The sequence below is a fragment of the Paenibacillus sp. J31R109 genome (assembly GCF_059692055.1).
On the sequence record NZ_JCAUAR010000038.1, the window covers coordinates 1 to 24,629 of the forward strand.

25 protein-coding genes are annotated in these 24,629 nt (G+C 47.6%); 15 read left to right on the plus strand and 10 right to left on the minus strand.

Annotated features, from left to right (window positions below; translation table 11 throughout):
• Window positions 1-262: 262 nt before the first annotated feature.
• The 4 genes from AC58QT_RS35480 to AC58QT_RS35495 form a co-directional block, all read right to left on the minus strand.
• Complete coding sequence (locus AC58QT_RS35480; protein ID WP_497413056.1) at window positions 263-1,855, minus strand: catalase; 1,593 nt, start codon at window positions 1,853-1,855, stop codon at window positions 263-265.
• Window positions 1,856-1,940: 85 nt separating this feature from the next.
• Window positions 1,941-2,516 carry a GNAT family N-acetyltransferase gene (locus AC58QT_RS35485; RefSeq protein WP_497413057.1) on the minus strand — a complete coding sequence of 192 codons (576 nt, stop codon included), beginning with the start codon at window positions 2,514-2,516 and terminating at the stop codon, window positions 1,941-1,943.
• A gap of 144 nt (window positions 2,517-2,660) precedes the next feature.
• Entirely contained in the window at window positions 2,661-3,503 is an 843-nt protein-coding gene (locus AC58QT_RS35490; RefSeq protein WP_497413058.1) for an aldo/keto reductase, read from the minus strand.
• Window positions 3,500-4,723 (minus strand): MFS transporter, encoded by a 1,224-nt coding sequence (locus tag AC58QT_RS35495; protein ID WP_497413059.1) that lies wholly within the window; start codon window positions 4,721-4,723, stop codon window positions 3,500-3,502. The genes AC58QT_RS35490 and AC58QT_RS35495 overlap by 4 nt, the downstream gene beginning before the upstream one ends.
• A gap of 138 nt (window positions 4,724-4,861) precedes the next feature.
• Between AC58QT_RS35495 and AC58QT_RS35500 the strand changes: the two genes are divergently transcribed.
• Both AC58QT_RS35500 and AC58QT_RS35505 read left to right on the plus strand, forming a co-directional pair.
• Window positions 4,862-5,278 carry a winged helix-turn-helix transcriptional regulator gene (locus AC58QT_RS35500; RefSeq protein ID WP_310499982.1) on the plus strand — a complete coding sequence of 139 codons (417 nt, stop codon included), beginning with the start codon at window positions 4,862-4,864 and terminating at the stop codon, window positions 5,276-5,278.
• Complete coding sequence (locus tag AC58QT_RS35505) at window positions 5,275-5,640, plus strand: DUF4180 domain-containing protein (protein WP_497413060.1); 366 nt, start codon at window positions 5,275-5,277, stop codon at window positions 5,638-5,640. The genes AC58QT_RS35500 and AC58QT_RS35505 overlap by 4 nt, the downstream gene beginning before the upstream one ends.
• 149 nt (window positions 5,641-5,789) lie before the next feature.
• Here the strand turns inward: AC58QT_RS35505 and AC58QT_RS35510 are convergent, their stop codons facing one another.
• On the minus strand, window positions 5,790-6,116 hold the full coding sequence (locus AC58QT_RS35510; RefSeq protein WP_497287326.1) for an antibiotic biosynthesis monooxygenase: 327 nt from the start codon (window positions 6,114-6,116) through the stop codon (window positions 5,790-5,792).
• Between the two features lie 43 nt (window positions 6,117-6,159).
• A complete protein-coding gene (locus AC58QT_RS35515; protein WP_497413061.1) occupies window positions 6,160-6,837 on the minus strand; it encodes an HAD family hydrolase in 678 nt (225 codons plus the stop codon).
• A 172-nt stretch (window positions 6,838-7,009) separates the two neighbouring features.
• Here AC58QT_RS35515 and AC58QT_RS35520 point away from each other — a divergent pair, with 172 nt between their 5' ends.
• The 4 genes from AC58QT_RS35520 (at window position 7,010) to AC58QT_RS35535 (ending at window position 11,872) form a co-directional block, all read left to right on the plus strand.
• Complete coding sequence (locus AC58QT_RS35520; protein WP_497413062.1) at window positions 7,010-8,794, plus strand: methyl-accepting chemotaxis protein; 1,785 nt, start codon at window positions 7,010-7,012, stop codon at window positions 8,792-8,794.
• Between the two features lie 160 nt (window positions 8,795-8,954).
• Complete coding sequence (locus AC58QT_RS35525; protein ID WP_497413063.1) at window positions 8,955-9,800, plus strand: ABC transporter ATP-binding protein; 846 nt, start codon at window positions 8,955-8,957, stop codon at window positions 9,798-9,800.
• A 181-nt stretch (window positions 9,801-9,981) separates the two neighbouring features.
• The gene (rlmN, locus tag AC58QT_RS35530) at window positions 9,982-11,064 is read left to right on the plus strand and encodes a dual-specificity RNA methyltransferase RlmN (RefSeq protein WP_497413064.1); all 1,083 of its coding nucleotides are present in this window, start codon (window positions 9,982-9,984) and stop codon (window positions 11,062-11,064) included.
• 154 nt (window positions 11,065-11,218) lie between these two features.
• Complete coding sequence (locus AC58QT_RS35535; RefSeq protein WP_497413065.1) at window positions 11,219-11,872, plus strand: stalk domain-containing protein; 654 nt, start codon at window positions 11,219-11,221, stop codon at window positions 11,870-11,872.
• Window positions 11,873-11,926: 54 nt separating this feature from the next.
• On the opposite strand, the gene AC58QT_RS35540 is transcribed toward AC58QT_RS35535, so the two are convergent.
• The 3 genes from AC58QT_RS35540 to AC58QT_RS35550 all read right to left on the minus strand — a co-directional run bounded on the left by AC58QT_RS35540 (window position 11,927) and on the right by AC58QT_RS35550 (window position 14,856).
• Window positions 11,927-12,433 carry a hypothetical protein gene (locus AC58QT_RS35540; RefSeq protein WP_310500101.1) on the minus strand — a complete coding sequence of 169 codons (507 nt, stop codon included), beginning with the start codon at window positions 12,431-12,433 and terminating at the stop codon, window positions 11,927-11,929.
• 206 nt (window positions 12,434-12,639) lie between these two features.
• Window positions 12,640-14,028 carry a threonine synthase gene (thrC, locus tag AC58QT_RS35545; protein ID WP_497413066.1) on the minus strand — a complete coding sequence of 463 codons (1,389 nt, stop codon included), beginning with the start codon at window positions 14,026-14,028 and terminating at the stop codon, window positions 12,640-12,642.
• A gap of 147 nt (window positions 14,029-14,175) precedes the next feature.
• A complete protein-coding gene (locus tag AC58QT_RS35550; RefSeq protein ID WP_497413067.1) occupies window positions 14,176-14,856 on the minus strand; it encodes a hypothetical protein in 681 nt (226 codons plus the stop codon).
• A 191-nt stretch (window positions 14,857-15,047) separates the two neighbouring features.
• Here AC58QT_RS35550 and AC58QT_RS35555 point away from each other — a divergent pair, with 191 nt between their 5' ends.
• The 5 genes from AC58QT_RS35555 (at window position 15,048) to AC58QT_RS35575 (ending at window position 20,270) form a co-directional block, all read left to right on the plus strand.
• Window positions 15,048-16,790 carry an ABC transporter ATP-binding protein gene (locus tag AC58QT_RS35555; protein WP_497413068.1) on the plus strand — a complete coding sequence of 581 codons (1,743 nt, stop codon included), beginning with the start codon at window positions 15,048-15,050 and terminating at the stop codon, window positions 16,788-16,790.
• 18 nt (window positions 16,791-16,808) lie between these two features.
• Window positions 16,809-18,557: an ABC transporter ATP-binding protein gene (locus AC58QT_RS35560; RefSeq protein WP_497413069.1), complete on the plus strand. Its 1,749-nt coding sequence runs from the start codon at window positions 16,809-16,811 to the stop codon at window positions 18,555-18,557.
• 508 nt (window positions 18,558-19,065) lie between these two features.
• Window positions 19,066-19,386 carry an ArsR/SmtB family transcription factor gene (locus AC58QT_RS35565; protein ID WP_497413070.1) on the plus strand — a complete coding sequence of 107 codons (321 nt, stop codon included), beginning with the start codon at window positions 19,066-19,068 and terminating at the stop codon, window positions 19,384-19,386.
• The gene (locus AC58QT_RS35570; protein WP_497413071.1) at window positions 19,379-19,822 is read left to right on the plus strand and encodes an SRPBCC family protein; all 444 of its coding nucleotides are present in this window, start codon (window positions 19,379-19,381) and stop codon (window positions 19,820-19,822) included. Before AC58QT_RS35565 ends, AC58QT_RS35570 begins: the two co-directional genes overlap by 8 nt.
• A gap of 13 nt (window positions 19,823-19,835) precedes the next feature.
• The gene (locus AC58QT_RS35575; RefSeq protein WP_497413072.1) at window positions 19,836-20,270 is read left to right on the plus strand and encodes a cupin domain-containing protein; all 435 of its coding nucleotides are present in this window, start codon (window positions 19,836-19,838) and stop codon (window positions 20,268-20,270) included.
• Window positions 20,271-20,338: 68 nt separating this feature from the next.
• Here AC58QT_RS35575 and AC58QT_RS35580 read toward each other — a convergent pair whose 3' ends face one another.
• Complete coding sequence (locus AC58QT_RS35580; protein ID WP_497413073.1) at window positions 20,339-21,538, minus strand: MFS transporter; 1,200 nt, start codon at window positions 21,536-21,538, stop codon at window positions 20,339-20,341.
• A 230-nt stretch (window positions 21,539-21,768) separates the two neighbouring features.
• On the opposite strand from AC58QT_RS35580, the gene AC58QT_RS35585 reads away from it, so the two are divergent.
• From AC58QT_RS35585 to AC58QT_RS35600, 4 genes are all read left to right on the plus strand, one after another.
• A complete protein-coding gene (locus tag AC58QT_RS35585) occupies window positions 21,769-22,212 on the plus strand; it encodes a MarR family winged helix-turn-helix transcriptional regulator (protein ID WP_497413074.1) in 444 nt (147 codons plus the stop codon).
• Between the two features lie 87 nt (window positions 22,213-22,299).
• A complete protein-coding gene (locus tag AC58QT_RS35590) occupies window positions 22,300-23,259 on the plus strand; it encodes a ring-cleaving dioxygenase (RefSeq protein ID WP_497413075.1) in 960 nt (319 codons plus the stop codon).
• Window positions 23,256-23,864, plus strand: a complete 609-nt coding sequence (locus tag AC58QT_RS35595; protein ID WP_497413076.1) for an alpha/beta hydrolase — start codon at window positions 23,256-23,258, stop codon at window positions 23,862-23,864. Before AC58QT_RS35590 ends, AC58QT_RS35595 begins: the two co-directional genes overlap by 4 nt.
• 26 nt (window positions 23,865-23,890) lie before the next feature.
• The gene (locus AC58QT_RS35600) at window positions 23,891-24,502 is read left to right on the plus strand and encodes a flavin reductase family protein (RefSeq protein WP_497413077.1); all 612 of its coding nucleotides are present in this window, start codon (window positions 23,891-23,893) and stop codon (window positions 24,500-24,502) included.
• The last annotated feature ends 127 nt before the right edge of the window (window positions 24,503-24,629 follow it).

Consider the following 24,629-nt stretch of genomic DNA (forward strand, 5'->3'; position numbering starts at 1 on the left):
GAATAGCGTTATTTCACTCTAAATGGATAAATTCCACTCCATTTGGTCGAAATAGCGTTATTTCGTAATGCTATATTTTCACAGAACATGTATATGTAGCAAATAACGTTATGCAGCCACACCTTTATTTGAAATCGCATGTGACCGTACCTTTAATCGACAGTCTCGGTTCTACAGCTAATCCGCCCCACGCCCCGCCCCGCCCCTCGCCCCGCGGCGGCAGCTCAAACCAAAAGGCACCCATCCAGGGTGCCTTTTCATCCTAATAGCCGTCCGTCCGCTGTCCGGCGTCCTCTGCAAGTTCCGCTCCGGCTTTTGCCGCGACGGAGCCCAAATGCGCTTGCTCAACTTTCGCTTGAGCAAGTCCCTCAGACACACGCCGTCCGTAATCCGGATCGGCCTGCTCGAAATAGCTGATCATGTTCGCCTGTATCACAGGCTTACAGATCTTCAAAGCATCGACCAAATTCGCGATCAACTCGTCGCGCTCCCAATCCTCGAACTTGCGGTACGTATCGCCCGCCTGTCCAAAATCGTTCGGGCGGCTAATCTTCTCCCGAACCAGCCGGTCATTGTACATCGGCTGATGCTCTTTGCCCGAAGGTGCCGCTTCCTGCAACCCGCCCAGTGAGGAGGGCTCGTAATTCACATGTGGATTTTGGCCAGGGGCCTTGTCCACCATGATCGTCATCTGCCCATCCCGCTGGTTCGTCGCGACAGGCGACTTCGGGGCATTAATCGGCAGCTGCAAATAATTAGTTCCCACGCGATACCTTTGCGTATCCGAGTAGGAGAAGGTCCGACCTTGAAGCAGCTTATCGTCCGAGAAATCGAGGCCATCGACGAGTACCCCGGTCCCGAAAGTGGCCTGCTCCACTTCAGCAAAATAATTCTCCGGATTGCGATCCAGCACCATTTTGCCCACTTTCCGAAAAGGGATTTTCTCATGGTCCCACAGCTTCGTCGGATCGAGTGGATCGAAATCGAGTTCGGGATGCTCGTCGTCGCTTAGAATCTGCACGCACAACTCCCACGCTGGATAGTCACCGCGCGCAATGGCTTCGTACAAATCTTGCGTGGCATGACTAATATTTTTACCCTGGATTGCTTCGGCTTCGGACTGCTTTAAGTTCTTCATCCCTTGTTTCAGCGGCTCCCAGTGGTATTTTACGAGTACGGCATCACCGTTCTGGTTTACCCACTTGTACGTATTGACGCCCGACCCCTGCATCTGCCGATAGTTAGCCGGAATCCCCCATGGCGAGAAGAGGAAGGTGATCATATGCGTCGCTTCGGGTGAATTGGAGACGAAATCGAACATTTTCTCCGGGTTCTGCAGGTTCGTAACAGGGTCAGGCTTGAACGCGTGCACCATATCTGGGAATTTCAACGGATCGCGGATGAAAAAGATTTTCAAATTATTGCCGACTAAGTCCCAATTGCCATCCTCTGTATAAAACTTCGTCGCGAAGCCGCGTGGATCCCGCAATGTCTCTGGTGAATACGTGCCGTGTATCACGGTCGAGAACCGAACAAACACAGGGGTGCGCTTCCCCTTCTCCTGAAAAAGCTTAGCCCGCGTATACGTAGAGACCGGCTCGTCTCCGACCGTCCCATACGCTTCAAAATACCCGTGAGCCCCAGCGCCACGCGCATGCACCACACGCTCTGGAATACGCTCCCGATCAAAATGGGAAATCTTCTCGATGTAATGGTAATTCTCGAGTGTGGACGGGCCACGATTACCAATCGTACGGATGTTCTGATTATCCGAAATCGGATGGCCTTGACGGTTCGTTAAGGTCATATTTGCTTGACTTGTTTGATCGTTATTACCCGACTGTTCATTGTTCATCTGTCTGGAGCATCCTCTCATCCTTAGTTAAAAGTAACTTTTACCAAGTTGAGGGAAATTATTCCTTAAAAGAGGGGGAGTGTCGCTAACAAAGTAAAGCAAGCATGACGACATCTAGCATTTTTTTAGTTACCTCATGCATCATATATTGCCGCAAAAGGCCTTCTTCTTGGAAACCAAGTTTTTTCAGCAGTTTGAGTGAAGCTATATTCTCAGGATACACTTCGGCTTGTATTCTGCGGATCTCGACGTGCTTTCGTGTAAAATCGATAACGGCTTCCAGTGCTTCGGACATGATGCCTTTATTCCAATATTCGGCTTGAAGCTCATAACCTATGGACACGGGAAAAAGGGGATTATTCTCGAAACTGCCTCGTGTTGGCATTACCAGAATGGTCCCCACAATGTCTGAGCGGGTGCTTGTACCCATAGAAACTCCCCAAGGTAATAGTCTTTTCGCTATAAATGCCTGATTCCAAGATGCAATAAGATTGCGTGCTTCCTCAACGGAAGAGGGGCCCTGCCAATCCAAATGCTTGGATATTAGAGGGTTTGTATAATAACGGTATATATTTTCTGCATCGGATGCATCCATTTGCCTCAATTGGAGTCGTTTGGTGTGCAGGGAGGGGAAGGAATGAAATAATTCTGTGATAGACATCGGTCACGTACCTTCTTCTAAGGATAGTAGTTACCGGAATTTTACACCTACGGGGTTAAAGAAGGCTTAAAAATAAATAAATTTTAAGAAAAGCCCTCACCGCCTTCCGAAGAAAGGAGTCAGGGCCTCATCACCATATCTCAATTAAAAATCAAAATTATCCGGATCCGGACCGACACGCAGATTCTGATTCATGCCATCGATTGCCGCCATATCCTCGTTCGTAAGCTCGAAATCGAAAATCGAACTATTTTCCAAGATACGGTGTTCTTTCGTTGACTTAGGAATTGTGACGATCCCACGTTGGATATCCCAACGCAGGATAACTTGCGCGATGGATTTGCCATATTTAGCAGCGATCACGCTGAGAACGGGATTGTCCAGAAGCTGACCCTGCATCAATGGAGACCAAGCTTCTAACTGAATGCCATGCACTTTGCAAAAGTCATGTACATCCGTCTGAGTAAGAAGGGGATGAAGCTCTACTTGGTTGACCATCGGTTTAATCGTCCCCGTACGAATTACGTCCTCTAAATGATGAATTTGGAAATTGCTCACACCAATCGCCTTCACGCGTCCCGCTTGATATAGCGTCTCTAGGGCTCGCCATGCCTCCACGTATTTTCCTTTAACAGGCCAATGAACCAAGTAGAGATCGAGATAATCCAAGCCCAGCTTCGCTAAGCTTGCTTCATAGGCCGCAATAGTGGACTCATAGCCGAGATCAGCGTTCCACACTTTTGATGTAACAAAAATTTGATCTCTCGTTAGGCCATTCTCCGCTAATCCCTCGCGAATCCCTTGTCCTACGCTGGCTTCATTGCCGTAAATTGCCGCGGTATCGATACTGCGATAACCTATTTTCAAGGCCGCTTTCACGGCTTGCACGACTTCTGGACCGTCTTCTACTTTAAATACACCAAGACCGAGATAGGGCATGGTTACACCATTGTGAAGGGTACTTGTTTGTTGAAGGTTCGTTGTCATTGTTGAATTCCTCCTAGAATTATGGGTTGTGATTGTGTTGTATGATCGGCTTTTTCGAGTTTAATGCTCCACAACGTAAGCAGAACGGCTCCTAAAACCATGATTCCTCCGACCCATGTGGTATGAATTAACCCGATGGAATCGGTAATTAGACCGCCAAGGAATGCTCCGCCAGCAATACCAAGGTTAAAAGCTGCAATGTTGAAGGCGGATGCGACATCCTTGGCTTCAGGGGCGAATCGCTCAGCAAGCTGAACGACATAAATCTGCAGCCCTGGCACATTCATGAATGCGAGTAATCCCATGAAAAATAAGGTGATTAAACCCGCGGCTTTGAAAGGCGCTGTGAACATAAACAGGAACAGAATGAGAGACTGTAATAAGAACATGATGAGCAAAGCTCGAATTGGTTTTCGGTTCGCGGCGCGTCCTCCAATGACATTCCCGATGGCGATGGCAACCCCATAGAGGAGTAGTATTAGCGCTACGGTATGCTCTTTAAACCCAGTAATCTCGTTTAATAATGGAGATAAATACGTGAACACCACGAAGGTTCCACCGTAGCCTAAGGCAGTAATCGAGAAAGCGAGCAACAGACGGCCATTGGTGACCAACTTTAGTTGTGTGCTAAACCGAGTTCGCGTGCCTTTGCGTAAATTCCCGGAAACCAAAATGAGGTTCGCGATGAGAGCAATGACGCCAACGGCGACAATAGCGAAGAAGGCAGCTCGCCAACCTAGCTGTTGGCCGAGGTATGTGCCGATCGGCACACCGGTTACGGTAGCGACGGTAAGCCCTGAGAACATCAGCGCAATCGCGCTGGCTCTGCGATTCTCGGGTACGAGATCCGCGGCGATGGTCGAGCCAATCGACATGAAGACGCCATGCGCCAGCGAGGATACGACCCGAGCGATGAGCAGCATAACAATGCCGCTTGCTGTGGCAGCTAATAGATTGCCTGCGATAAACACAAGCATGATCCAGAGCAGTAACGTTTTGCGTGAAATGGTGGAAGTTAATGATGTTAGAATAGGTGCTCCGAAAGTAACACCTAGGGCATATAGCGTCACCGTTAACCCTGCGCCTGTGATGGATATATGAAGGTCTTCAGCAATGAGCGGAAGCAGTCCGACACTGATAAACTCGGTTGTGCCAATGGCGAAGGCGCTAACCGCGAGGGCAAGCAGCGCCAGCGTATTTCGATTCGTATTTTGTTTCATCGCAATCACTCCAAACTTGTATGTCCCGGCCGGTAAGTGCTATTATCAGACATTATAGAGAAAATGACTAGTACGTACTTTTACGTGCGGTAGGTACTTTTTAGTGCCTATAAGATGTGATAGGAGGAAAGCGCGCATATGGGAAAAAAACTGTACAATATTTCCGTGGAAGCCACCCTGGAAGTGATAGGGGGGAAATGGAAATGCGTCATACTTTGCCATTTGACTCACGGGAAAAAGCGCACAAGTGATCTCAAACGTCTCATGCCGAGAATCACACAAAAAATGCTGACTCAACAGCTCAGAGAGCTTGAAGATGACGGCATCGTGAAGCGAATCGTGTACAATCAAGTACCGCCAAAAGTGGAATATGAGCTAAGCGACTACGGGTCAAGCTTGACGCCCATCCTGGATTCGCTCTGTATGTGGGGAGAAACGCATATCATTAAGGAATACGGCGATAAATTTGCTGTCCTTGAGGAAAATGTACTGAATAGACGGGATGATGAAGTCCTTGTGGATGAATTAATGGAGAAAGAGGTAGAAATGACATGAATACATCGATCAATCAGAGGGGCGATTCGCAAGTTGCCATCGTGGAGAGCACCGATATTCTTATCAGTAACGGCCAAGATGCACTGGATTTAATGGCGACGGTTCGATATTTGTCGGGATGCGATAAGTTTATTATTCATCAGTGGAATGTGACCGAGGATTTCTTCGAGCTCAAAACGAAACTCGCTGGCGATGTTCTGCAGAAATATACGAACTATCATATGAAAATGGCCATTGTCGGCGATTTCGATCAATACGACAGCAAAAGCCTCCGCGATTTCATCTACGAATGCAACCATGGGAAGCATTTCTTTTTCGTCAAGGACGAGCAGGCTGCGTTGGACGCACTGCACGGTGTGTAGACGATCTCAAGACAGTAGCTGCTTAAAAAATGTCCTTCTCCTTTTTCAGCACCAGCATCATTTTACTGGTTAGCAATCGCCGCGGGGCTCCAGCCTGTGGGTTCCACCCCGCTGCAGCCCCATGCCCGGCGTGCCCCCGCGCCACCTTCTTATCGCCCGAACTGGCCGGGACGAATTTTTTTCACATCAAACATACTCACTGTCGAGGAGATGACGTATTCTGGCCGCTCCTGACCTTTGCTGTTACGGTGTCCAGCCAGATGCTCGGGACTTTTCTCCCAGTTTTTCCACGCTTGTTCGGACTCCCAACGGATGAAGACGACAACCTCTTCCGATTCTTTACTTCGTTTATTGACCATCACGGTCACATCAATGAGACCCTCCATGCCATCTAAGGGGCCTTCTTTACTGAAACGTTCCACGACTTTATCACTATTCCCAGGTTGTACAATAATCGTTCTTTGTTGAATTAGCACGGGTGTCAGCTCCTTTTTAATTGACTATGAGAATCATTATCATTTAAAAAGGAGGAGCCGTCAAGACGCGATTCAACATATCCTGCAGCGCAAGCTCCGCCAAAGACTCCAAACGATGCGGCTCCCCGTCGAAAGTTAAAAACTTCGTGACCGGGTTAGGCACCACGATGTAGTGCATGCCTGCCGCAGCCGCGGCGCGGGCACCATTCGGCGAATCCTCTATCGCTACCGCCTCATGCGGCTGAACGCCAAGGTCTTGCAGCGCTAGCTCGTAGAGCGCAGGGTGAGGCTTCACTAGCTCGACATCCTCTGCGGTGCGAATGGTTTCAAAATAGTGAGCAATCCCCAACTGTGCGAGGTAGTTGTCGATCCAAGCGCGCTTAGAGCTGGAGGCTAAGCCAATTCGCAGACCTAATTCTTGCGCGCCAGCCAAGTAATCAAGAATACCTGGCCGAATACCTTCTTGGGCCATCATTTTCGTATGTCGTGCGTGGACATGCTTGTTAAGTGTTTCGCGATCCATGGGTACTTGTTTATCCATAATCAAATAGTCATAGGGATCGAACACATGCAGAGAAGTGCCGATACATTGCTCGTACATGTCTAAAGTCAGTTCAATGTCATGCTCGAGAGCAATCTCGCGGAAAGCCTCATACCAAGCGGTCTCGGTATCCAGAATCGTACCGTCAAAATCAAAAATAAGTGCTTTTATCGTCGACATACTGTCATCCTCCTCATAGGAATACCTCCACGAAGTGTGGGTTGAAAACAAATTCTAAATAAAAAATGGGAAGGGTTTCTAAAAACTTTGTCGAAATCTAGAAGATAAACGATAAGACCAATATTTTCCCTAACTGCCGTGCTGTACAATTCTGGAGGTGTTTTTGTTAATCATGTCACAAGCTAAATCACAAGGCAAGCAAGCATCTGTAAGGTTTTTTCGATCTCTTTCTTTTAAAATTTCAGCCTGGACAGCGGCCTGCTATATTCTGCTTTGCGTGTTGCTTACCTTCGTTTCGTATCAACAGCATCAGCAGCAAATGGCAGATAATTTAACCGCGCTTGAGGGGATTTTCCATGCACCACTCCTGCAGAAAATTGATTACATTGAGAAAGCCAAGACTGAATTAAAGAAAAATAAAGAAGCATACAAATATGAGCCTGCTGTTATGAACGTTCAGGAAGATATGGACCGCGTTTCACAAGGGGATTTGGTAGAGAACGCATACTTATTTTACCCTGAGTGGACAACACTGGATGGAGAACCGGCGCTCTTGAATCTGTTATCCAATTCGGAGCTATATGTCGATGAGAAACCGGCAGATCCTTATGTGCCAGTTCCAGAGTTACGTACAGCTCTCGAGCAAGCAGAAAAAACAGGCTTCGGTATCACGGGTACTTACCAAGATTCTCTAGGAACATGGAAGAGTGTAGTAAGTGCAATTCGAGACAAGGATGGAAAGCTCGTTGCTTTCGCGGGGTTAGATTTCAATTATAACGTTATTAAAACGCAGATGAACGAATATACGTTGCAGTCGCTATGGATTGGATTAATTGCAATCGTTATTGGGACACTTTTCATCGTCATGATTGTACGATTGTATCTGCGTCAGATCAGCCCGCTAGTTAAGCTGGCGCAGGCGGCAGCGGCAGGAGATCTCTCGGATTCAGCGCTGACCAAGAGCAAAAGCAAGGATGAATTGGGGATATTGGGCAATCATTTGAAGGATATGGTCGGCAATCTGCGGGGACTAATTGTTCAAATTGCACAAGCAGCGCAACAAGTATCGGCGGCTTCGGAATCTTTACAAACAGGTGCGCAGGAGACTAGTCAATCTACAGCATCTGTCTCGGATATGATGGGGCAGCTAGCTTCGCACTCGGAGCAACAACGTCAGGGCACAGAGGAAAGCAGTCATGCTATGAATGAGATGGCTGTAGGCATTCAGCGCGTAGCAGAATCCGCCGGGCATGCTACAGATATTTCTGGACATGCGCGTACGCATACGAGTGAGGGTAATGCCCGAATGGGACAAAGCATGGAGCAAATTAGTGAAGCGCTGCGTTCCGTCCAGCAGGCGGTGCAAGCGATCCAGAGCTTGAAATCGATGTCTGAGGAAATTGGCGAAATCACAGTCCTCATTACGCATGTGACGAGACAAACGAATTTGCTCGCGTTGAACGCATCGATTGAGGCAGCGAGAGCAGGGGAGCACGGCAAAGGCTTCGTTGTCGTATCTACGGAGATTCGCAAGCTTGCAGATCAGTCCCGACTTGCAACTGAACGTATTGCTGAACTCGTTGAGCGTGTTCAACATGAGACCGGAGCGGCTGTTATAGCGATGGATCGCGGCCTTAGTGAAGTAGAAGCCATGCAGGCTGTCGTTGAACAAACAGACGGTACTTTTAAGGATCTCTCGGGCACGGTTCAGGAAGTTGTGGACCAGATGACGGATGTGTCGGCTGTATCTGAGCAAATGTCTGCAAGTTCAGAGGAAGTCTTAGCTGGTATCGTGGAAATGGCCGAATTAACACGGATGACGACGGAGCTGACACAAGCTGTTGCAGCTGCAACAGCGCACCAACTGGCGACGATTTCGGAGGTTTCCAGAACGGCTAATGAGCTGAGTGGTATGTCGAATGACCTTCAATTGGCCGTAGCACGATTTAAAGTATAAGCGTTAAAAAGGTTGGAAGAAGTAGGATGCCTGTGGGCATCCTATTTTTGTATGAAAAGTCTTGACTTTTTTATTGATAATGATTATCATTTCTATTTAATGGAGAGAAATTATACGATCATTCAACCCTATATACATATTGGAAAAGGGGATGTTCCTCATGGCGGTTTCAACGCGAATATATACTGAACAGCTGCATGTTTCTTATGATAAATTGAAAATTATTAATGATTTGAGCATTGAGATTCCTACGGGCAAAATTACGGCTTTAGTTGGTGCGAATGGTTCGGGGAAATCGACGATTCTGAAGGCGATGTCGCGTTTATTGAAGCCAACGGAAGGGACCGTATTCCTTGATGGTCATTCCATTCATCATCAATCGACGAAAGAAATTGCGAAGAAATTAGCGATTTTGCCACAATCACCATCGGCTCCGGAAGGCATTACCGCTGAAGAGCTAGTCGGATATGGCCGGTTCCCGCATCAGCGAGGCTTCCAGAAGATGTCCAGCGCGGATCGCGACATTATCAACTGGGCGTTCGAAGTGACAGGAATGACACCATTCAAGGATCGCCCAATCGATCATTTGTCGGGCGGACAACGTCAACGCGTATGGATCGCGATGGCGTTAGCACAGCAAACGGATATGCTGTTCTTGGATGAGCCGACGACTTATTTGGATATGGCGCATCAGCTAGAGGTTCTTTGTTTGTTGAAAGAAATTAACGAGCGTCACAATACGACGATCGTCATGGTTGTGCATGATTTGAATCATGCGACGCGTTATGCGGATCATTTGATCGCGATTAAATCAGGCAATGTGGTCTATGAAGGCGCACCGATGGATATTGTAACACCGAAAATGCTGCTCGATGTCTTCGCCATCCATGCGGATGTTATCGTGGATAAACGGGCTGGTGTCCCGCTCTGTATTCCTTATGGCCTAGTGTCCGATGATGAAGTCGCGATGGAAGAAGAACGTAAAGTAGAAGTAACGATCGCTTAATGCGATTAAAATGAACGGAATACGAGGTGCCCCCGGGATTCGGAGGTGCCTTTTCTTTGTTGGAATGAGTCTTCCCTTGTGTTCAGGGAGGATTTTTGGCACAATATGAACTAGATGGTACGCTTCGGCTGCTTAGAAAGAATTAGACTGCACGTGATAGTCTCGAAAAGAGGATAACCCAATGAATACTTCATCCATTTATGGATTAACTTTTGATCAATTAGTCGCCTGGCTGGCCGAAAAAGGCTACAAAAAGTCACGCGCCCTACAAGTATGGGACTGGTTGTATCGTAAGCGCGTCGCTTCGTTCGCAGAAATGACAGATGTGAAAGCGGATTGCCTTGCAACGTTAGAGGAGCATTTTGCCATCCACACCTTGCATGAACATACGAGACAAGAATCGGCCGACGGTACGATGAAGTTTCTGTTCAAGCTATCGGACGGTAATTTGATCGAAACGGTGTTGATGCGTCATAAATTCGGTCTCTCCGTCTGTGTGACGACACAAGTAGGCTGTAACATTGGATGCAGCTTCTGTGCGAGTGGATTATTGGCCAAAAGCCGTGATCTCTCCGCGGCTGAAATCGTGGAACAAATTATGAAGGTCCAATTCCACTTGGACGCAGTGGGGAAAGACGAGCGTGTTAGCCATATTGTTGTCATGGGGATTGGCGAGCCGTTCGATAACTTTGTGAACATGGTGGATTTTATCCGTGTTGTAAAGGACCAGAAGGGTCTGGATATCGCTGCCAGACATATTACCGTATCCACCAGCGGTCTTGCGCCTAAAATTAGAGAGTTTGCCGACTCCGATCTTAAGGTGAATCTAGCGATTTCCTTGCATGCCCCAACGAACGAGCTTCGTACGCGCATTATGAAAATCAACAAGGCGATCCCGATTGAGACGTTGATGGAAGCGATCGAGTACTATTTGGAGAAAACGAATCGTCGAATTACGCTTGAGTACATTTTGCTCAAAGACGTGAATGATGGCAGAGAACATGCGCTCCAACTGGCTGAGTTAATTCAGCATATCCGCCAATTGGCGAATGTGAACTTGATTCCGTACAATCCTGTGGATGAACACAGTCAATATCAACGAAGTGAGCGCGAATCCGTGCGAGCCTTCTATGATACACTCAAGAAGCAAGGTATCTCCTGCAGCGTGCGTTTGGAGCACGGGACAGACATCGATGCTGCTTGTGGACAACTGCGAAGCAAACAAATTAAAAAAACCATAGGGGATAACGTTGTGGCAGGTTAAATATAAAGGTCTGTGGATGAATATCATTCGCAGGCCTTTTTGCATACGAGGATGGCTGATGTGGACAGATTTGGCATATAATTGAAGGAGCATGAACTTCTTCATTAAGATGCGTAGCGAACTTTTCAAGTTAGAAGAGGGAGAGTGGTCGTTTGTGAAGGCATGGATCCTCGGTGTGATCTGCGGTGCTGCTTTAACAGGTGTAACAGTGGTCTCTGCGTCAGATGTGGTTCATACGGGCCGACAAGTTGCGGTAAATGGGACTGTGCTCGATACGCAAGTTCAAGTATCCGAAGATGGGACGACAATGACCTCTACGCGGGCAATTGCACAGGCGCTGGGTGCAGAAGTGAACTGGAACGAACCTTTAAACCGAGTTGATATTCGAAGTAAAGAGGACAACGGTTTGTCCTACGATAAGTATGTATCCTTACTTCTTCATGGTAGATATAGCTTGAAATTTGAGGTGATGGGAGAGAACCTCGGCGCTCAATCAGATACAACAGTCGTGTTCGCGGACGGTTATGTCGATGTACCCGAAAACACAGATTTTCAGAAGCTGTATCTCTTATTGCTAGTTGATCAATTAGGGGATTTACCGAATAAGCGCATCGAGTTCTGGGCGAATAAAGAGTTGGCCCAGACGTATGTTTCTGGGGATTATCAAGATGATGGGATCGATGGCTGGTTAGGGAAGAACGCAAGGTTTGGTTTGTTAACGAACGAGGGAGGTCGCTTATCACTCTTCCATATATTGAGCATTCATGAACGCGACAGTGTCTCGCTTGGCAAATATAAGCTCCAATGATACAAGAAAGCCGTCCTTGCAGGTGAACCTGCGGGACGGCTTTCTCCGTTATGACTAGTTACGACCACGAATGACCATCATTAGGCCGCCAACGACAATGAGCCCGATAGCGATGATCGAATTATTATGGAAGAGCGTTCCAAAGATCGAGCTGATGGAGAAGATTGCGAAGAACAGCAGCGACATCACCGTAAGAATATTAATCGGAATGAGCAAATATTTATTGCGTCCACCGAACCAATACAGTTCGAACAGGCCGACAGCGACAGCCAGCATGAAGCCTGGCCACATAAGATGCCAAATATCGAACAGGGCGGAGATTTGGCACACGATTCCTGCCGTAAGTAAGATACCTCCGGGAACTAGTACGCCTACACCACGTCGTTGCATGATGAAGAAGTATAACCAGTGGAAGAAGACTCCGATGGGAATAACGAACAGTGTCGGCCAGAAATACTGAAATATAGTGCCTGAGCTGAACGATACATCCCCTTTTAAAAACATAAAAACACCTAACAGAATTAAGATCGGGCCGAGAAAAGCGCTGCGATTCATATTCATATTCAATGGGTTCACTCCTACTGTTTGGATTCATTACTCTAAGAATACCATGACAGGGTACATGTGTCTTCCGACTATAGGGAAGGACGAAGATCGGTCTGAGGACTGATTTGTTGGGCTGATGTTAGGTTATAGATTAAAAAGCCCTCCCTCCATAAACACGGAGGGAAGGCTTCAGAAGGGGCAGAAGCCCCTATAACCCCTTACTAGAAAAACTTCACGAGCTCATCCTTGATCGCATCGTTGGAACCACCAACCACCTTCTGGAACTGTGGTTTGTCGAACAGCGCTTGGATTTGCTCCGGATACGTCTGAGCAATTCCGCGCAAGCGAATCGACTCATCGAACTTCGCCGGATGCGCGGTGGACAAGGACACCGTCACCTCGCCAGGAGCGGCGAGCTTGTCTGCAGCGGCCACACCGCACGCGGTGTGCGGATCAAGCAGGTACTCGTACTTCGCGTGGTAAGCACTGATCGTGTCGAGACACTCCTCGTTCTTCACGCCATACGCAGCGAAATCAGCCTGCACCGCTTGCAGCTTATCGGCAGGAATAACCACACGGCCTTCGGCCTTGAATTGCTCCATGATGGCATTAACAGCCGCTGCATCTTCGCCGTACAGATAGAACAAGTAGCGCTCGAAGTTGCTTGCCACTTGAATGTCCATGGACGGGCTGTAGGTGCCGCGGAACTCGCCAGGCTGGTACACACCTTCTTGCACGAAGCGCTCAAGAATATTGTTTTCATTCGTAGCAAGAATAAGCTTATGGATAGGAAGGCCCATTTTTTGAGCTAGGTAGCCAGCAAAAATATCGCCAAAATTACCAGTCGGCACACTGAAGTTTACCTTTGCTGCTTGTTGCTCCTGCGGTAATTGGAAGTACGCGTAGAAATAATACACCGTTTGTGCCAAAATACGGGCAATGTTGATGGAGTTAATCGCACGTAAGTGGTAGCGATGTTTGAACTCGACATCAGCAAAAAGCTCCTTGATAATGCGTTGGCAATCATCGAAAGTACCTTCAACGGATAGATTCAAGACATTTGCATCATTGACCGTTGTCATTTGCAGTTCTTGTACCTGACTAACTTTTTGGTGAGGGTGCAAGATACAAATTCGAATGCCTTCTTTGCCGCGAACACCTTCGATCGCAGAAGCACCTGTATCACCGGAAGTAGCACCGAGGATATGGATGATCGAATTCGTTTTACGTGAAACGTAGGCATACAGATTACCTAGGAATTGCAGCGCAATATCCTTAAAAGCAAAAGTAGGCCCGTGGAACAATTCCAACACATACGTATCATCGCTCAGACATTTAACCGGTGTTACAGCTTCGTCGCGGAACGTTGCGTAGCTTTCATCAACAAGCTGTTTCAGCTCATCGCGAGGAATTTCATTGTTCACATAGAGAGAGAAAATTTCAAGAGCCAGCTCTGAGTAGGAGAGCTTCGACCAGCTTTGAAGTGTGTCAGCAGATAGCTGTGGGATGTTATTCGGTACGAGTAGACCGCCGTCATTGGCCAATCCCATGAGGATCGCATCGATGAAGCCGATGGGTGCTACTTTGCCGCGAGTGCTAATGTATTCCATATGAGTCCCCTTATACGATTGAATTTTCAGTTATTGTATCAAAAAACAGAACATTTGGACAGTGTACATCCATCATGGATGCGCTTCTTACAAATGAAAAGAACCTCCCGATTAAGAATGCGGAAGGTTCTCATAGAACAGCTAAGCTTACTCTTCTTTAGGCGCTACAACGATTTTCCAAGCGTTGCTGATGGGCGGCAAGCTTTTCGTCATAACAGGACTGTAGAACCCGATTACTTTCGTGCCTTTAACGAGGGAGGATTTCTCTACAGGGTCACCTTTGCCATCAACAACAGCGGTATCTTTTCCGATATGCAGAACAATTTCATCTTGAGCAGGATCAGTAAGACCTTCACCTTTGATGAAAATACTGCCATCTTTACGCACATCTTCAATGATTCCTGCAGTTCCTAGCGCACCTTTTTGGATAGCGGTATCTAGCACAGTGATCTTAGATGCGGATGTCTGTGGCGGCAAGCTCATCGTCATTGCCATGGAATGCTCGGCAGTGATCGTCAAGCCTACATGAAGGTCTGCCAGCGTTAGTTTGGAACCATCAAGCATTTGGTAAGTCGTTTCTGGCCCAACATTGAGCACAATACCACCTGTGCCGGTGTCTTGAATCTGTATCGCTGCGTCATTACCATTCGTACGAATCGAAGTAATAACGCCAGTCGATTGCACCTTTTTAACCTCCTCTTTCATGGCAAACGCGATCGTGGGGGTAGTAGGAATGTCGGGTGCATCAGTAACTGCATAAGCCGTTCCAGTTATCAGCATGCTGGATAGGGAGAGGATCGCGCATGTTTTACGTATCGTCGGTTTCATTGTTGGTAAACTTCCTTTCTATATGTAAAATATAGGTATAGTCTGTTCCCTTTAACGTTCGTATATGTAAAAAGATTGCGGACGAGGCGAAAGTTTTATTTTATAAGAGATCGGGTGTGGACTTCACATGCCTTAAACTATAGAATCAATGAGTATGCCAAGAAATTGAAATTCAAAATGAGGTGGGAAATGTGTCTTTTGTTCTAAAGCTTCGCTGGTTTTTTAAAGAGAGATGGAAGTATTATGTACTGGCAGTCTCCCTATTAATCGGTGTGAATTTATTAGCGACGATTCCGCCTAAAATGATTGGGAATATCGTTGACCATATTCGTAATGGGGATTTAACAGCTTCCGGGCTTCATCATACGGTTTTCTTACTGATTGGGCTTTCACTGCTTCTGTATGTCATGACCTTTCTGTGGATCACGAACCTATTCGGCAACTCTGCTTTGATCGAGAAATTGCTGCGAGGGCGTTTGTTGACGCATTTGTCCAAAATGTCGCCACCGTTCTTCCAACGCAACTCAACGGGTCAGCTGATGGCACTCGCCACAAATGATATTCTAGCGATCGGTCAAACCTCCGGTTACGGGGTAATGACGCTCGTATCGACAATTGTAGGTGCTTCTGTTGTCATCGTTATGATGGTGTCGTTGATTTCCTTCAAGTTAATGCTCGCGGCGCTAATTCCACTGCCTTGTCTGGCCTTGGTGATTAATCTATTAGGCAAAAAGGTGCGAGTACGCTTCCTAGCAGCACAGGCTTCCTTCGGTGTTATGAATGATCATGCTTTGGAATCGATCTCGGGCATAAGAGTCATTCGCTCCTACGTGCAAGAGACGCAGGATTTGAAGGCATTCGATGCGGTTACATCGGATGTGATGAACAAAAACCGCCGCGTCTCGATGCTTAATGCGCTATTTCAACCACTGACATCGTTAATCGTTGGCGTCAGCTATTCGATTGGTATCGGATACGGCTCGTATCTTATGTTTCAAGGTGAAATCACGTTGGGGCAACTCATTTCTTTCAATATTTATCTCGGTATGCTGATCTGGCCGATGATTTCCTTCGGTGAGTTTATTAACGTTCTGCAACGTGGCAGTGCCTCGGCAGATCGCTTGGATAAGGCGCTGATGCAAAAGGCAGATCTCGTCGATATCGAGAAGCCCGTCCATATTGCTGTGCCAGAACGTATTGAGATGAATGATTTGACGTTCACTTATCCGACAGCGAACCATCCGAGTCTTGTTCATGTTTCTTTTCAGCTAGAGCGAGGTCAAACACTGGGTATCGTCGGTCGGACCGGCAGCGGCAAAAGCACATTGTTGAAGCAACTGCTGCGCCAATATCCCTTAGAATCAGATAAGCTGCGCATCTCAGGTGTACCAATCGAGCAAATTGCAATTGACCAAATGAAACGTTGGGTCGCTTATGTGCCACAGGAGCATTTATTGCTCTCGAAGTCCATTCGGGATAATGTGGCGTTAGGCAAACATACGGCTACGCCAGAAGAGATTGCGCACGCCGTGGAAATGGCCTCTTTTACCCAAGATATTGAGGGGATGCCAGAAGGTTTAGCGACCATTGTCGGTGAGAATGGTGTGATGTTGTCCGGCGGACAGAAACAGCGTTTAGCGATTGCGAGGGCGTTACTGATTGATTCGGAGATTCTGCTGCTCGATGATTCGCTCTCCGCTGTAGATGCACGTACGGAAAGTCGCATTCTTCAGCACATTCGTAAAGAACGCGCGGGGCGTACAACGCTTATTTCCACACACCGTCTATCTGCGGTAAGCCATGCCAACTGGATTCTCGTTCTTGATGAGGGCAGAGTCATTGAAGAGGGCACGCACGAGGAGCTCATGCATTTCGGAGGTTGGTACCGCGAGCAATGGGATCGTCAACAGATGGAAGCAAGTCTCGAGGATTGAGAAAGGAGGACGATTATTTTGTCTAAACCGACAACGGCTAGACGACTGATTTCATACGCGCTCGTCTACAAGTTCAGAATTCTCGGTGCGCTGCTGATTCTTTGCTGTTCAGTAGCTGCCGAGCTGGGCGGGCCTTATATAACGAAAACAATTATTGATAAATACCTCTCCACCGGTGCTCATGAAATGGCGCCTGTGCTTAAATTGCTCGGTATCTATCTGGGATTACTGTTGGCAGCAGGATTATGTAATTATTCGCAGGCCTATATCCTTCAATCTACCGCGCTGCAGATTATTAAAAACATGCGGATGGATCTGATGGCGCACATTCAACGCATTTCGTTGCGTTATTTCGATAACACACCGATCGGTCAGGTTGTATCTCGTATCGCGAATGATACGGAGGCTGTTCGTGATCTCTTTATGAGCTTCATGGCAACTTTCGTTGTTAGCATGCTGCAATTAGTCGGTATTTACATCGCACTTTTCCTATTGGATTGGCAACTCGCGATGTTCTGCTTAGTGCTGCCACCGATATTTGTGGTGATTATGTACATTCATCTCAAATATTCAAAAGTTTTTATTACCATCATGCGTGCTAGACTCAGCGATATGAACGCGATGATCAATGAGTCGATTGTCGTGATGCCGATCATTCAGGCTTTTCGTCGGGAGAAAGTTACGCTGGATGAGTTCGAAGTGCTGAACATGGATCGTTATGTGAATCAACGAAAGCAGTTTCGAATCTACGGCCTTTCTACGCGGAATGTGGTGGGCACGATAGGCAGTTTGGTAACGGCAATGGTGATATGGTATTTTGGCGGAAAATCTTTAGAGAGCGCGATCTCATTCGGTGTATTCTATGCCTTTATTGATTATTTGGGCCGGATTTTTCAGCCGATCATCGGGATATTCGATCAGCTGACGAATGCTCAGCGGGCTTTCGTGTCAGCGGAGAAGGTATTCACTATTCTTGATATGGAAGGTCAAGATGTAGAAAAAACGGATCACATTCGCCGTCCTGAGGGCATCGTGAAGTTCGACAATGTTACCTTCGCTTATAAAGAAGGGGAAAACGTATTGAAGGGCATCTCCTTTGAGGCGCGAAAAGGGGAAACGATCGCCTTAGTTGGGCACACGGGATCAGGCAAAAGCTCTATTCTGAACCTGCTCCTAGGCTTCTACGAGCCGAATGAGGGCACCATCACGATTGATGGGCATAACATCAAGGGGATGTCGAAACAGGCGCTGCGCAAGCATATGGGGATCGTGCTACAGGATCCATTCCTGTTCGCGGGGGACATCAAGTTCAACGTGAGCCTGTACAATCCTGACATCTCGTTGGACAGAGTGAAGACTGCTCTGCGTGATGTTGGAGCTGCCGGCTTCATCGAGCAGCTGCCGAAAGGCTACGACGAGCAGGTCGTAGAGCGGGGAAGCACGCTGTCCTCTGGTCAGCGGCAGTTGATCTCGTTCGCGCGCGCCTTGGCGTTCGACCCGTCGATCCTGATTCTCGATGAGGCCACGGCCTCCATCGACAGTGAGACGGAAGGGCTCATTCAGCGCGCGCTGAAGGTGGTTAGCGAAGGGCGGACGACACTCGTCATCGCGCATCGGTTGTCCACGATCCGCGACGCGGATCAAATTCTTGTGCTGCACCGCGGCGAAATCGCCGAGCGGGGCAATCACGACACGCTCATGGCGCTTGGCGGGCGCTATGCAAAAATGTATCAACTGCAGAAGGGATCTTCAGCAGTTGTAGGGTAAGGCAGGGCGCTTCCTCGGTTGATGGGGAAGCGCCTTTTGTGTGTGCCGGTGCGCTGCGCCGGCAGGTGCAGGCGTCTCTCGGGAGCGGTGGAGTGGCTTCTTGCTACTGTCGTTAACTGTTTATCCTGAATATCCTATAAACATTTAAAATCTAGAGAAACAACCGGGAACTTCTGCAACTCGAGATAACTTATTGCTTTCATGACATAGAGATGAACCTCATTTGCAAAATAACGTTATGAAAACACCTTATTTATTAGTTTAGTAGAGAATATGGGAGAATAACGTTATAAAATAGCGTTATTTCACTATAAATGGATAAATTTCACTCCATTTGGTCGAAATAGCGTTATTTCGTAATGCTATATTTTCACAGAACATGTATATGTAGCAAATAACGTTATGCCACACCTTTATTTGAAATCGCGTTTTTAGGCTGAAGTAAAAGTAGATTTTAATTTACAAATTTTGTTTGACATGCAACTAAATTGTTGCATATAATAGGCGCATGGACAAACTTTTTAAAGCACTTGCAGACGGAACACGTAGAGAATTACTAGACATCCTGTTCGTGAATAACGGACTATCCTTAACAGATCTCTGTCAGCAAATGACGATGAGTCGTCAAGCTGTTACTAAGCACCTTTTGCTACTGGAAGAGGCAAATCTGGTTACGGTCATATGGCATGGCCGCGAGAAGCTTCATTATCTGAACCCGGTACCCATCGGGGATATTTACCATCGCTGGATCGGTAAGTTTGATCAGCGTCGAATTGAGGCATTAACCAATTTGAAGCAAGCCCTTGAGGAGGATTCGAATCATGAATAAAAAGTCTTTCGTGTACGTGACTTACATCGCTACTACACCAGAGAAGCTGTGGGCGGCCTTAACGAGCAAAGAGTTTACGAAGCAGTATTTTTTTGGCCGTGAAATCATGTCAGATTGGCAAGTCGGTTCGAGATTTCAATTAATGAATAAAGACAAGACGGAACACTATGGTGAAGTACTTGTCTATGAGCCGTATAGCTTGCTCACGATTACTTGGAGTGTAAAGGACCCCGAAGGCGATCGGATGTCCAAAGTGACGTATGAATTAACACCATTGAACGGGACGATCAAGCTAACACTTCGCCATGAGGAGCTGTTAGAACAGGATATTCTTAAGGATGAGGGCAAAATCGAAGGATTTAACAATGGCTGGCCTTTCATTCTCAGCAATTTGAAGAGTCTGCTCGAAACAGGCAAAACGCTGACAGCGTTCTAAGGAGGGCAAGCTGATGAGTGCAAATCAACTGAATTACTCGGTTAGCAACGCAGGTGCATTTTCTGAATTTGCAAGTGTGACGGAAGGCATGTTGAAGGGTAAAATCTTTCTAAAAGACGTCTTACAACTGACGAGTATGGAAGTTTCGCTTAATCATTTACCCCCGGAGGGGGAAGTCCCCTTTTATCACAAGCACCAACAGAATGAAGAACTCTACATCTTTCTTCAAGGGCAAGGCCGAATCCAAGTGGACGGAAACGAAATAGATGTGTACGAAGGCACGTCCATTCGCATTGCACCTGACGGTGTGAGGGTGTTGCGGAACACGTCGAAGACAGAAGGCCTGCATTTTATTGTCATTCAAGCTAAGGAGAATAGCCTCACCCAATGGGTGGAGTCAGACGGAATCATTTTGGAACAAGGAGTCGAATGGGCGAATACGCACTAGTTATTTACCTACAAAAAACCAGCGGCAAGCGAAGACTTATATTTAAGTCCTAGCTTGCCGCTGGTTCGTTACACTAACTTCACCTTACGCTCCCGCAGGTAGCTCCACAGCAACAAAACAAACCCCGCACCGGTCAACCCCGCACCGATCCAAGGCAGAGAGGCCAGGCCTGTGTGCGTAATCGCCCAACCGCCAAGGAAAGCACCGCCAGCATTGCCGAGATTCAACGCAGAATGCGTTGAAGTGGCTGCCAGTTCTGGCGCGTCTTTGGCCAGATTCATGATGCGAATCTGCAGTCCAGGCAAAATCCCAAACGCCGCAATGCCCCATATGAAGATGGTGATAATCGCAGCAACCGGGAATTGATCCGTATATGCGAATACGGCTAGGATAAGCGCTAACGCGGCGAAGTTGCCGAATAAGGACGGCATGAGCTTCCAGTCTGCCATTTTTCCGCCGAGGATGTTTCCTAGCGTAACCCCAAAGCCAAATAAAACAAGAATCCACGTCACGCTGCTCTCTTTAAAACCAGTAATGTTGATGAGAATGGGCGCGATGTAAGTGAATACCGCAAACAAGCTGCTACAGCCTAATGCCCCAATTAGAAAAACAAGTAAGAGACGCGGCTGCAGAAGTGAACGAACTTGCTTTACTAGGCTGCTGTTTGTTTTCTGAGCAATCTGTGGAATGAAAATGAGAATACCAATGAAAGAGATGATTCCCATGATGACAACGGCGCCGAAGGATGCCCGCCAGCCAAGGTGTTGACCGATGTAGGTTCCGAGCGGGACGCCAAGAATGTTCGCGATAGTTAGACCAGCCATCATTACTGAGATGGCACTAGCCCTCTTTTCAGGCCGAACAAGATTAGCTGCGATGACAGAACCAACGCCGAAGAAGGTACCGTGAGCCAAAGCAGTGATTAAACGTGCTACAAGTACGATCCCATAGGAAGGAGCTAGCGCGGCTAATCCATTGCCTAGAATGAAAATGAGCATTAGCATGAGAAGAAGACGCTTCTGCGGGAGTTTATGAGTCAACATAGCGAGAACCGGAGCACCGAATGCCACGCCAAGTGCGTAACCCGTGATCAATTGCCCCGCTTGCGAAATGCTAACATTCAAGTCATCGGCCACATTAGGCAGAATTCCCATAATAACGAACTCAGTCATACCGATGGCGAAGGCGCCAACCGTTAGGGAGTAAAGGGAGATAGGGAACCGATCTTTCTCGGTCACTTTCTCTTGCAAAGCTTGTGAAGTGTCCATAATTGCGTGAAACCACCTTTCTTTCTTAAAGGCTTAATCATACCACGAGTCGTATGGGAAAAGGTGTGACATTGTGTTCATTATTTTTCCAGTTGTAATAAAAGGGGGATAGAGGAAAGCTAGATATAGGTGAAGTCAGAATTGAAAAATTGCCTGTTGACTTTTATCTCTAAATAAAGTATCTTTAAATTAAGATAAATGAGGCAAACAAGAAACGAGGTGAGGCAAACATGAGCGAAGCAAGAAATAATTCTCTAGATCTTTATATCGCCCTTTCTAGAGCGAGTGAGTGGGTGAACGCCCACGGGGATCGAGATATTCGCAAGCATGGACTGAACCGAACAGAGTTTGGTGTTCTCGAACTGCTTTATCATAAGGGAGCACAACCCATTCAACAAATTGGCAGTAAGGTATTGATGAGTAGTGGGAACATTACCTATGTCGTAGATAAGCTAGTCAAGAAGGAATTCGTCATACGCAACACATCGACGGAAGATCGCAGATTGATTTTTGCTGAAATAACGGAAAAAGGGAAACAATTTATTGAGGAAGTATTCCCGAAGCACGCCGAAGTGATTGAGCAGGCCGTGGCGGGGCTGACGGATGAAGAGAAGATGATGGCAAGTCGATTGCTGAAGAAACTCGGCAGGTATGCGCAAGAGGGATTTAAATAGAAGAACTGTCCCTCGTTGCAAGTCTTGCATTTTCTCAGATCTGTTATCTTAAAATAAAGATTCTTAAATATGAAGGAGTTGGCTATTATGACAACAACAACACAACAAACCGCAGGTATCCACCACATCACCGCTTTCGTACAACATGCACAAGCAACCGTTGATTTTTATTCAGGTATTTTAGGACTACGTTTGATCAAAAAAACAATTAACTTCGATGCGCCAGAAGTTTATCATCTCTACTTCGGTAATGAAGCAGGCAGCCCGGGTACGATCATTACTTTCTTCCCTTACGCGGGATCCCGCAAAGGTCGGATCGGCGGCGGTCAAGTTGGTATCACGACTTACGCTGTACCAACAGGCAGCCTATCTTTCTGGGAAGCACGCCTAACACAATTCGGTGTTGCTTTTGAGAAAAATTCCCGATTTGGCGAAACGTATGTACAGTTCAAAGATCCAGATGGTTTAAGACTAGAACTTGTTGAGCGCGAGCAAGGTGCCCCAAGTCAGTGGGCATTTGGCGGCGTCTCCGTGGACAAAGCGATCAAAGGCTTCGGCGGCGCTGTTCTTTACAGCACGGCACCTGACAAAACTTCAGAGCTCCTTGTGAATGTCATGGGTCTGAAAAAAGTAGGGCAAGAAGGCGCCTATGCACGCTTCACTTCCTTCGGGGATTTGGGGAACATCATCGATATTAACGTAACGCCAATGGATTACGGTGCTGGCGGAGCGGGAACCGTTCACCATATCGCATGGCGTGCGAAAGATGATGCCGAGCATGCACTTTGGAGAAGTCATGTAGCGAATAACGGCTACCACCCAACACCAATCGTGGATCGTCAGTACTTCAATGCGATCTATTTCCGTGAAGAAGGCGGCATCCTGTTTGAGATTGCTACTGATCCTCCAGGCTTTGCTAGAGATGAAGCTCCGGAAGCACTTGGTGAGAAATTGATGTTGCCAGAGTGGTTCGAAGCAAGCCGTGATCAAATCGTAAAAAATCTGCCGCCAATCGAAGTGCGCGTATTGGAAGGTGACCGGAAATGAGACATATCTATCAGCAAGGATCTGATTTGACTGCTCCCGTGCTTGTTCTGTTTCACGGAACGGGCGGGACAGAGAACGATCTGCTGCCTTTGGCGCAGGCGATTTCACCAACTTCCTCCGTACTTAGTGTACGGGGGAACGTCCTAGAGAACGGCATGCCGCGGTTTTTCCGTCGGCTAGCTGAAGGCATTTTCGATGAAGAGGATCTCATCTTCCGCACGAAGGAAGTGTACGATTTCATCGATGAAGCAGCGACAGAGCACGGCTTCGATCGGAGCAACGTTGTTGCGATCGGTTACTCGAACGGCGCGAACATTGCGGGAAGCCTCTTGTTCCATTATCCGAATGCCCTGAGAGCGGCTATTCTGCATCATCCGATGGTGCCGCGGCGTGGTATCCCGCTACCCGATCTCTCAGACACGCCTGTCTTTATCGGCGCAGGCAAAAATGATCCCATCTGCTCCCCTGAGGAGTCAGAGGAGCTAGAGCGCTTACTGAGCGATGCGGGTTCGGATGTCCACGTACATTGGGAGAATTCCGGTCATCAGCTGACACGCTCCGAGGTATTTGCAGCAGCAGAATGGCTTAAAGGGCTCTCACTCTAATAGAAAGGGGGATCGTCTCCATGACAATGGTAGGAATCGATCCGTCAACTCAAAGCGAGCGAGATAATTATAAGCTGCTCATCGGCAGCATTATTCCGCGGCCGATCGCTTTTGTCTCGACGCTATCCACGGAAGGCGTCTTGAACGCTGCGCCCTTCAGCTATTTCACCATCGTGACGGCGGATCCCCCGATGGTCGCCGTTTCCGTGCAGCGGAAGCTGGGTGTCCGCAAGGACACCTCCCGCAACGCGGTCGATACAGGCGCATTCGTTGTTCATATCTCGGACGAATCCTATATCGACCAGATCAACCAGAGTGCCGCTGCGCTGCCGCCGGAGGAAAGCGAAGTGACGCTGACGGGGCTAACGCCTGTCGCGAGTCGACACATCACGGTGCCTGGCATCGCCGAAGCGAGCATCCGCATGGAATGCGTTCTCGAGCAGGTGATACCGCTAGGTGGAACACCGGACGCACCCGCGGCAGATTTACTAATCGGGCGTGTCGTTTATTTTCATATCGATGACAACTTAGTTGACAACGGACGTATTGATCCGCAGCAGCTAAGACCAGTGAGCCGATTAGCAGGCAACTCTTATGCGAAGCTTGGTGAGCTGTTTGAGATCGATCGCCCAGTGTAATCGAGAGACGAATCATTTCGTTCTGAAAGCAGAACGAAATGATTCGTCTCTTTTTTTGTTAAGAGTAACGTTATGAAAACACCTTATTTACTAGTCAGAGAGAGTGTTTAGGAGAATAACGTTATTA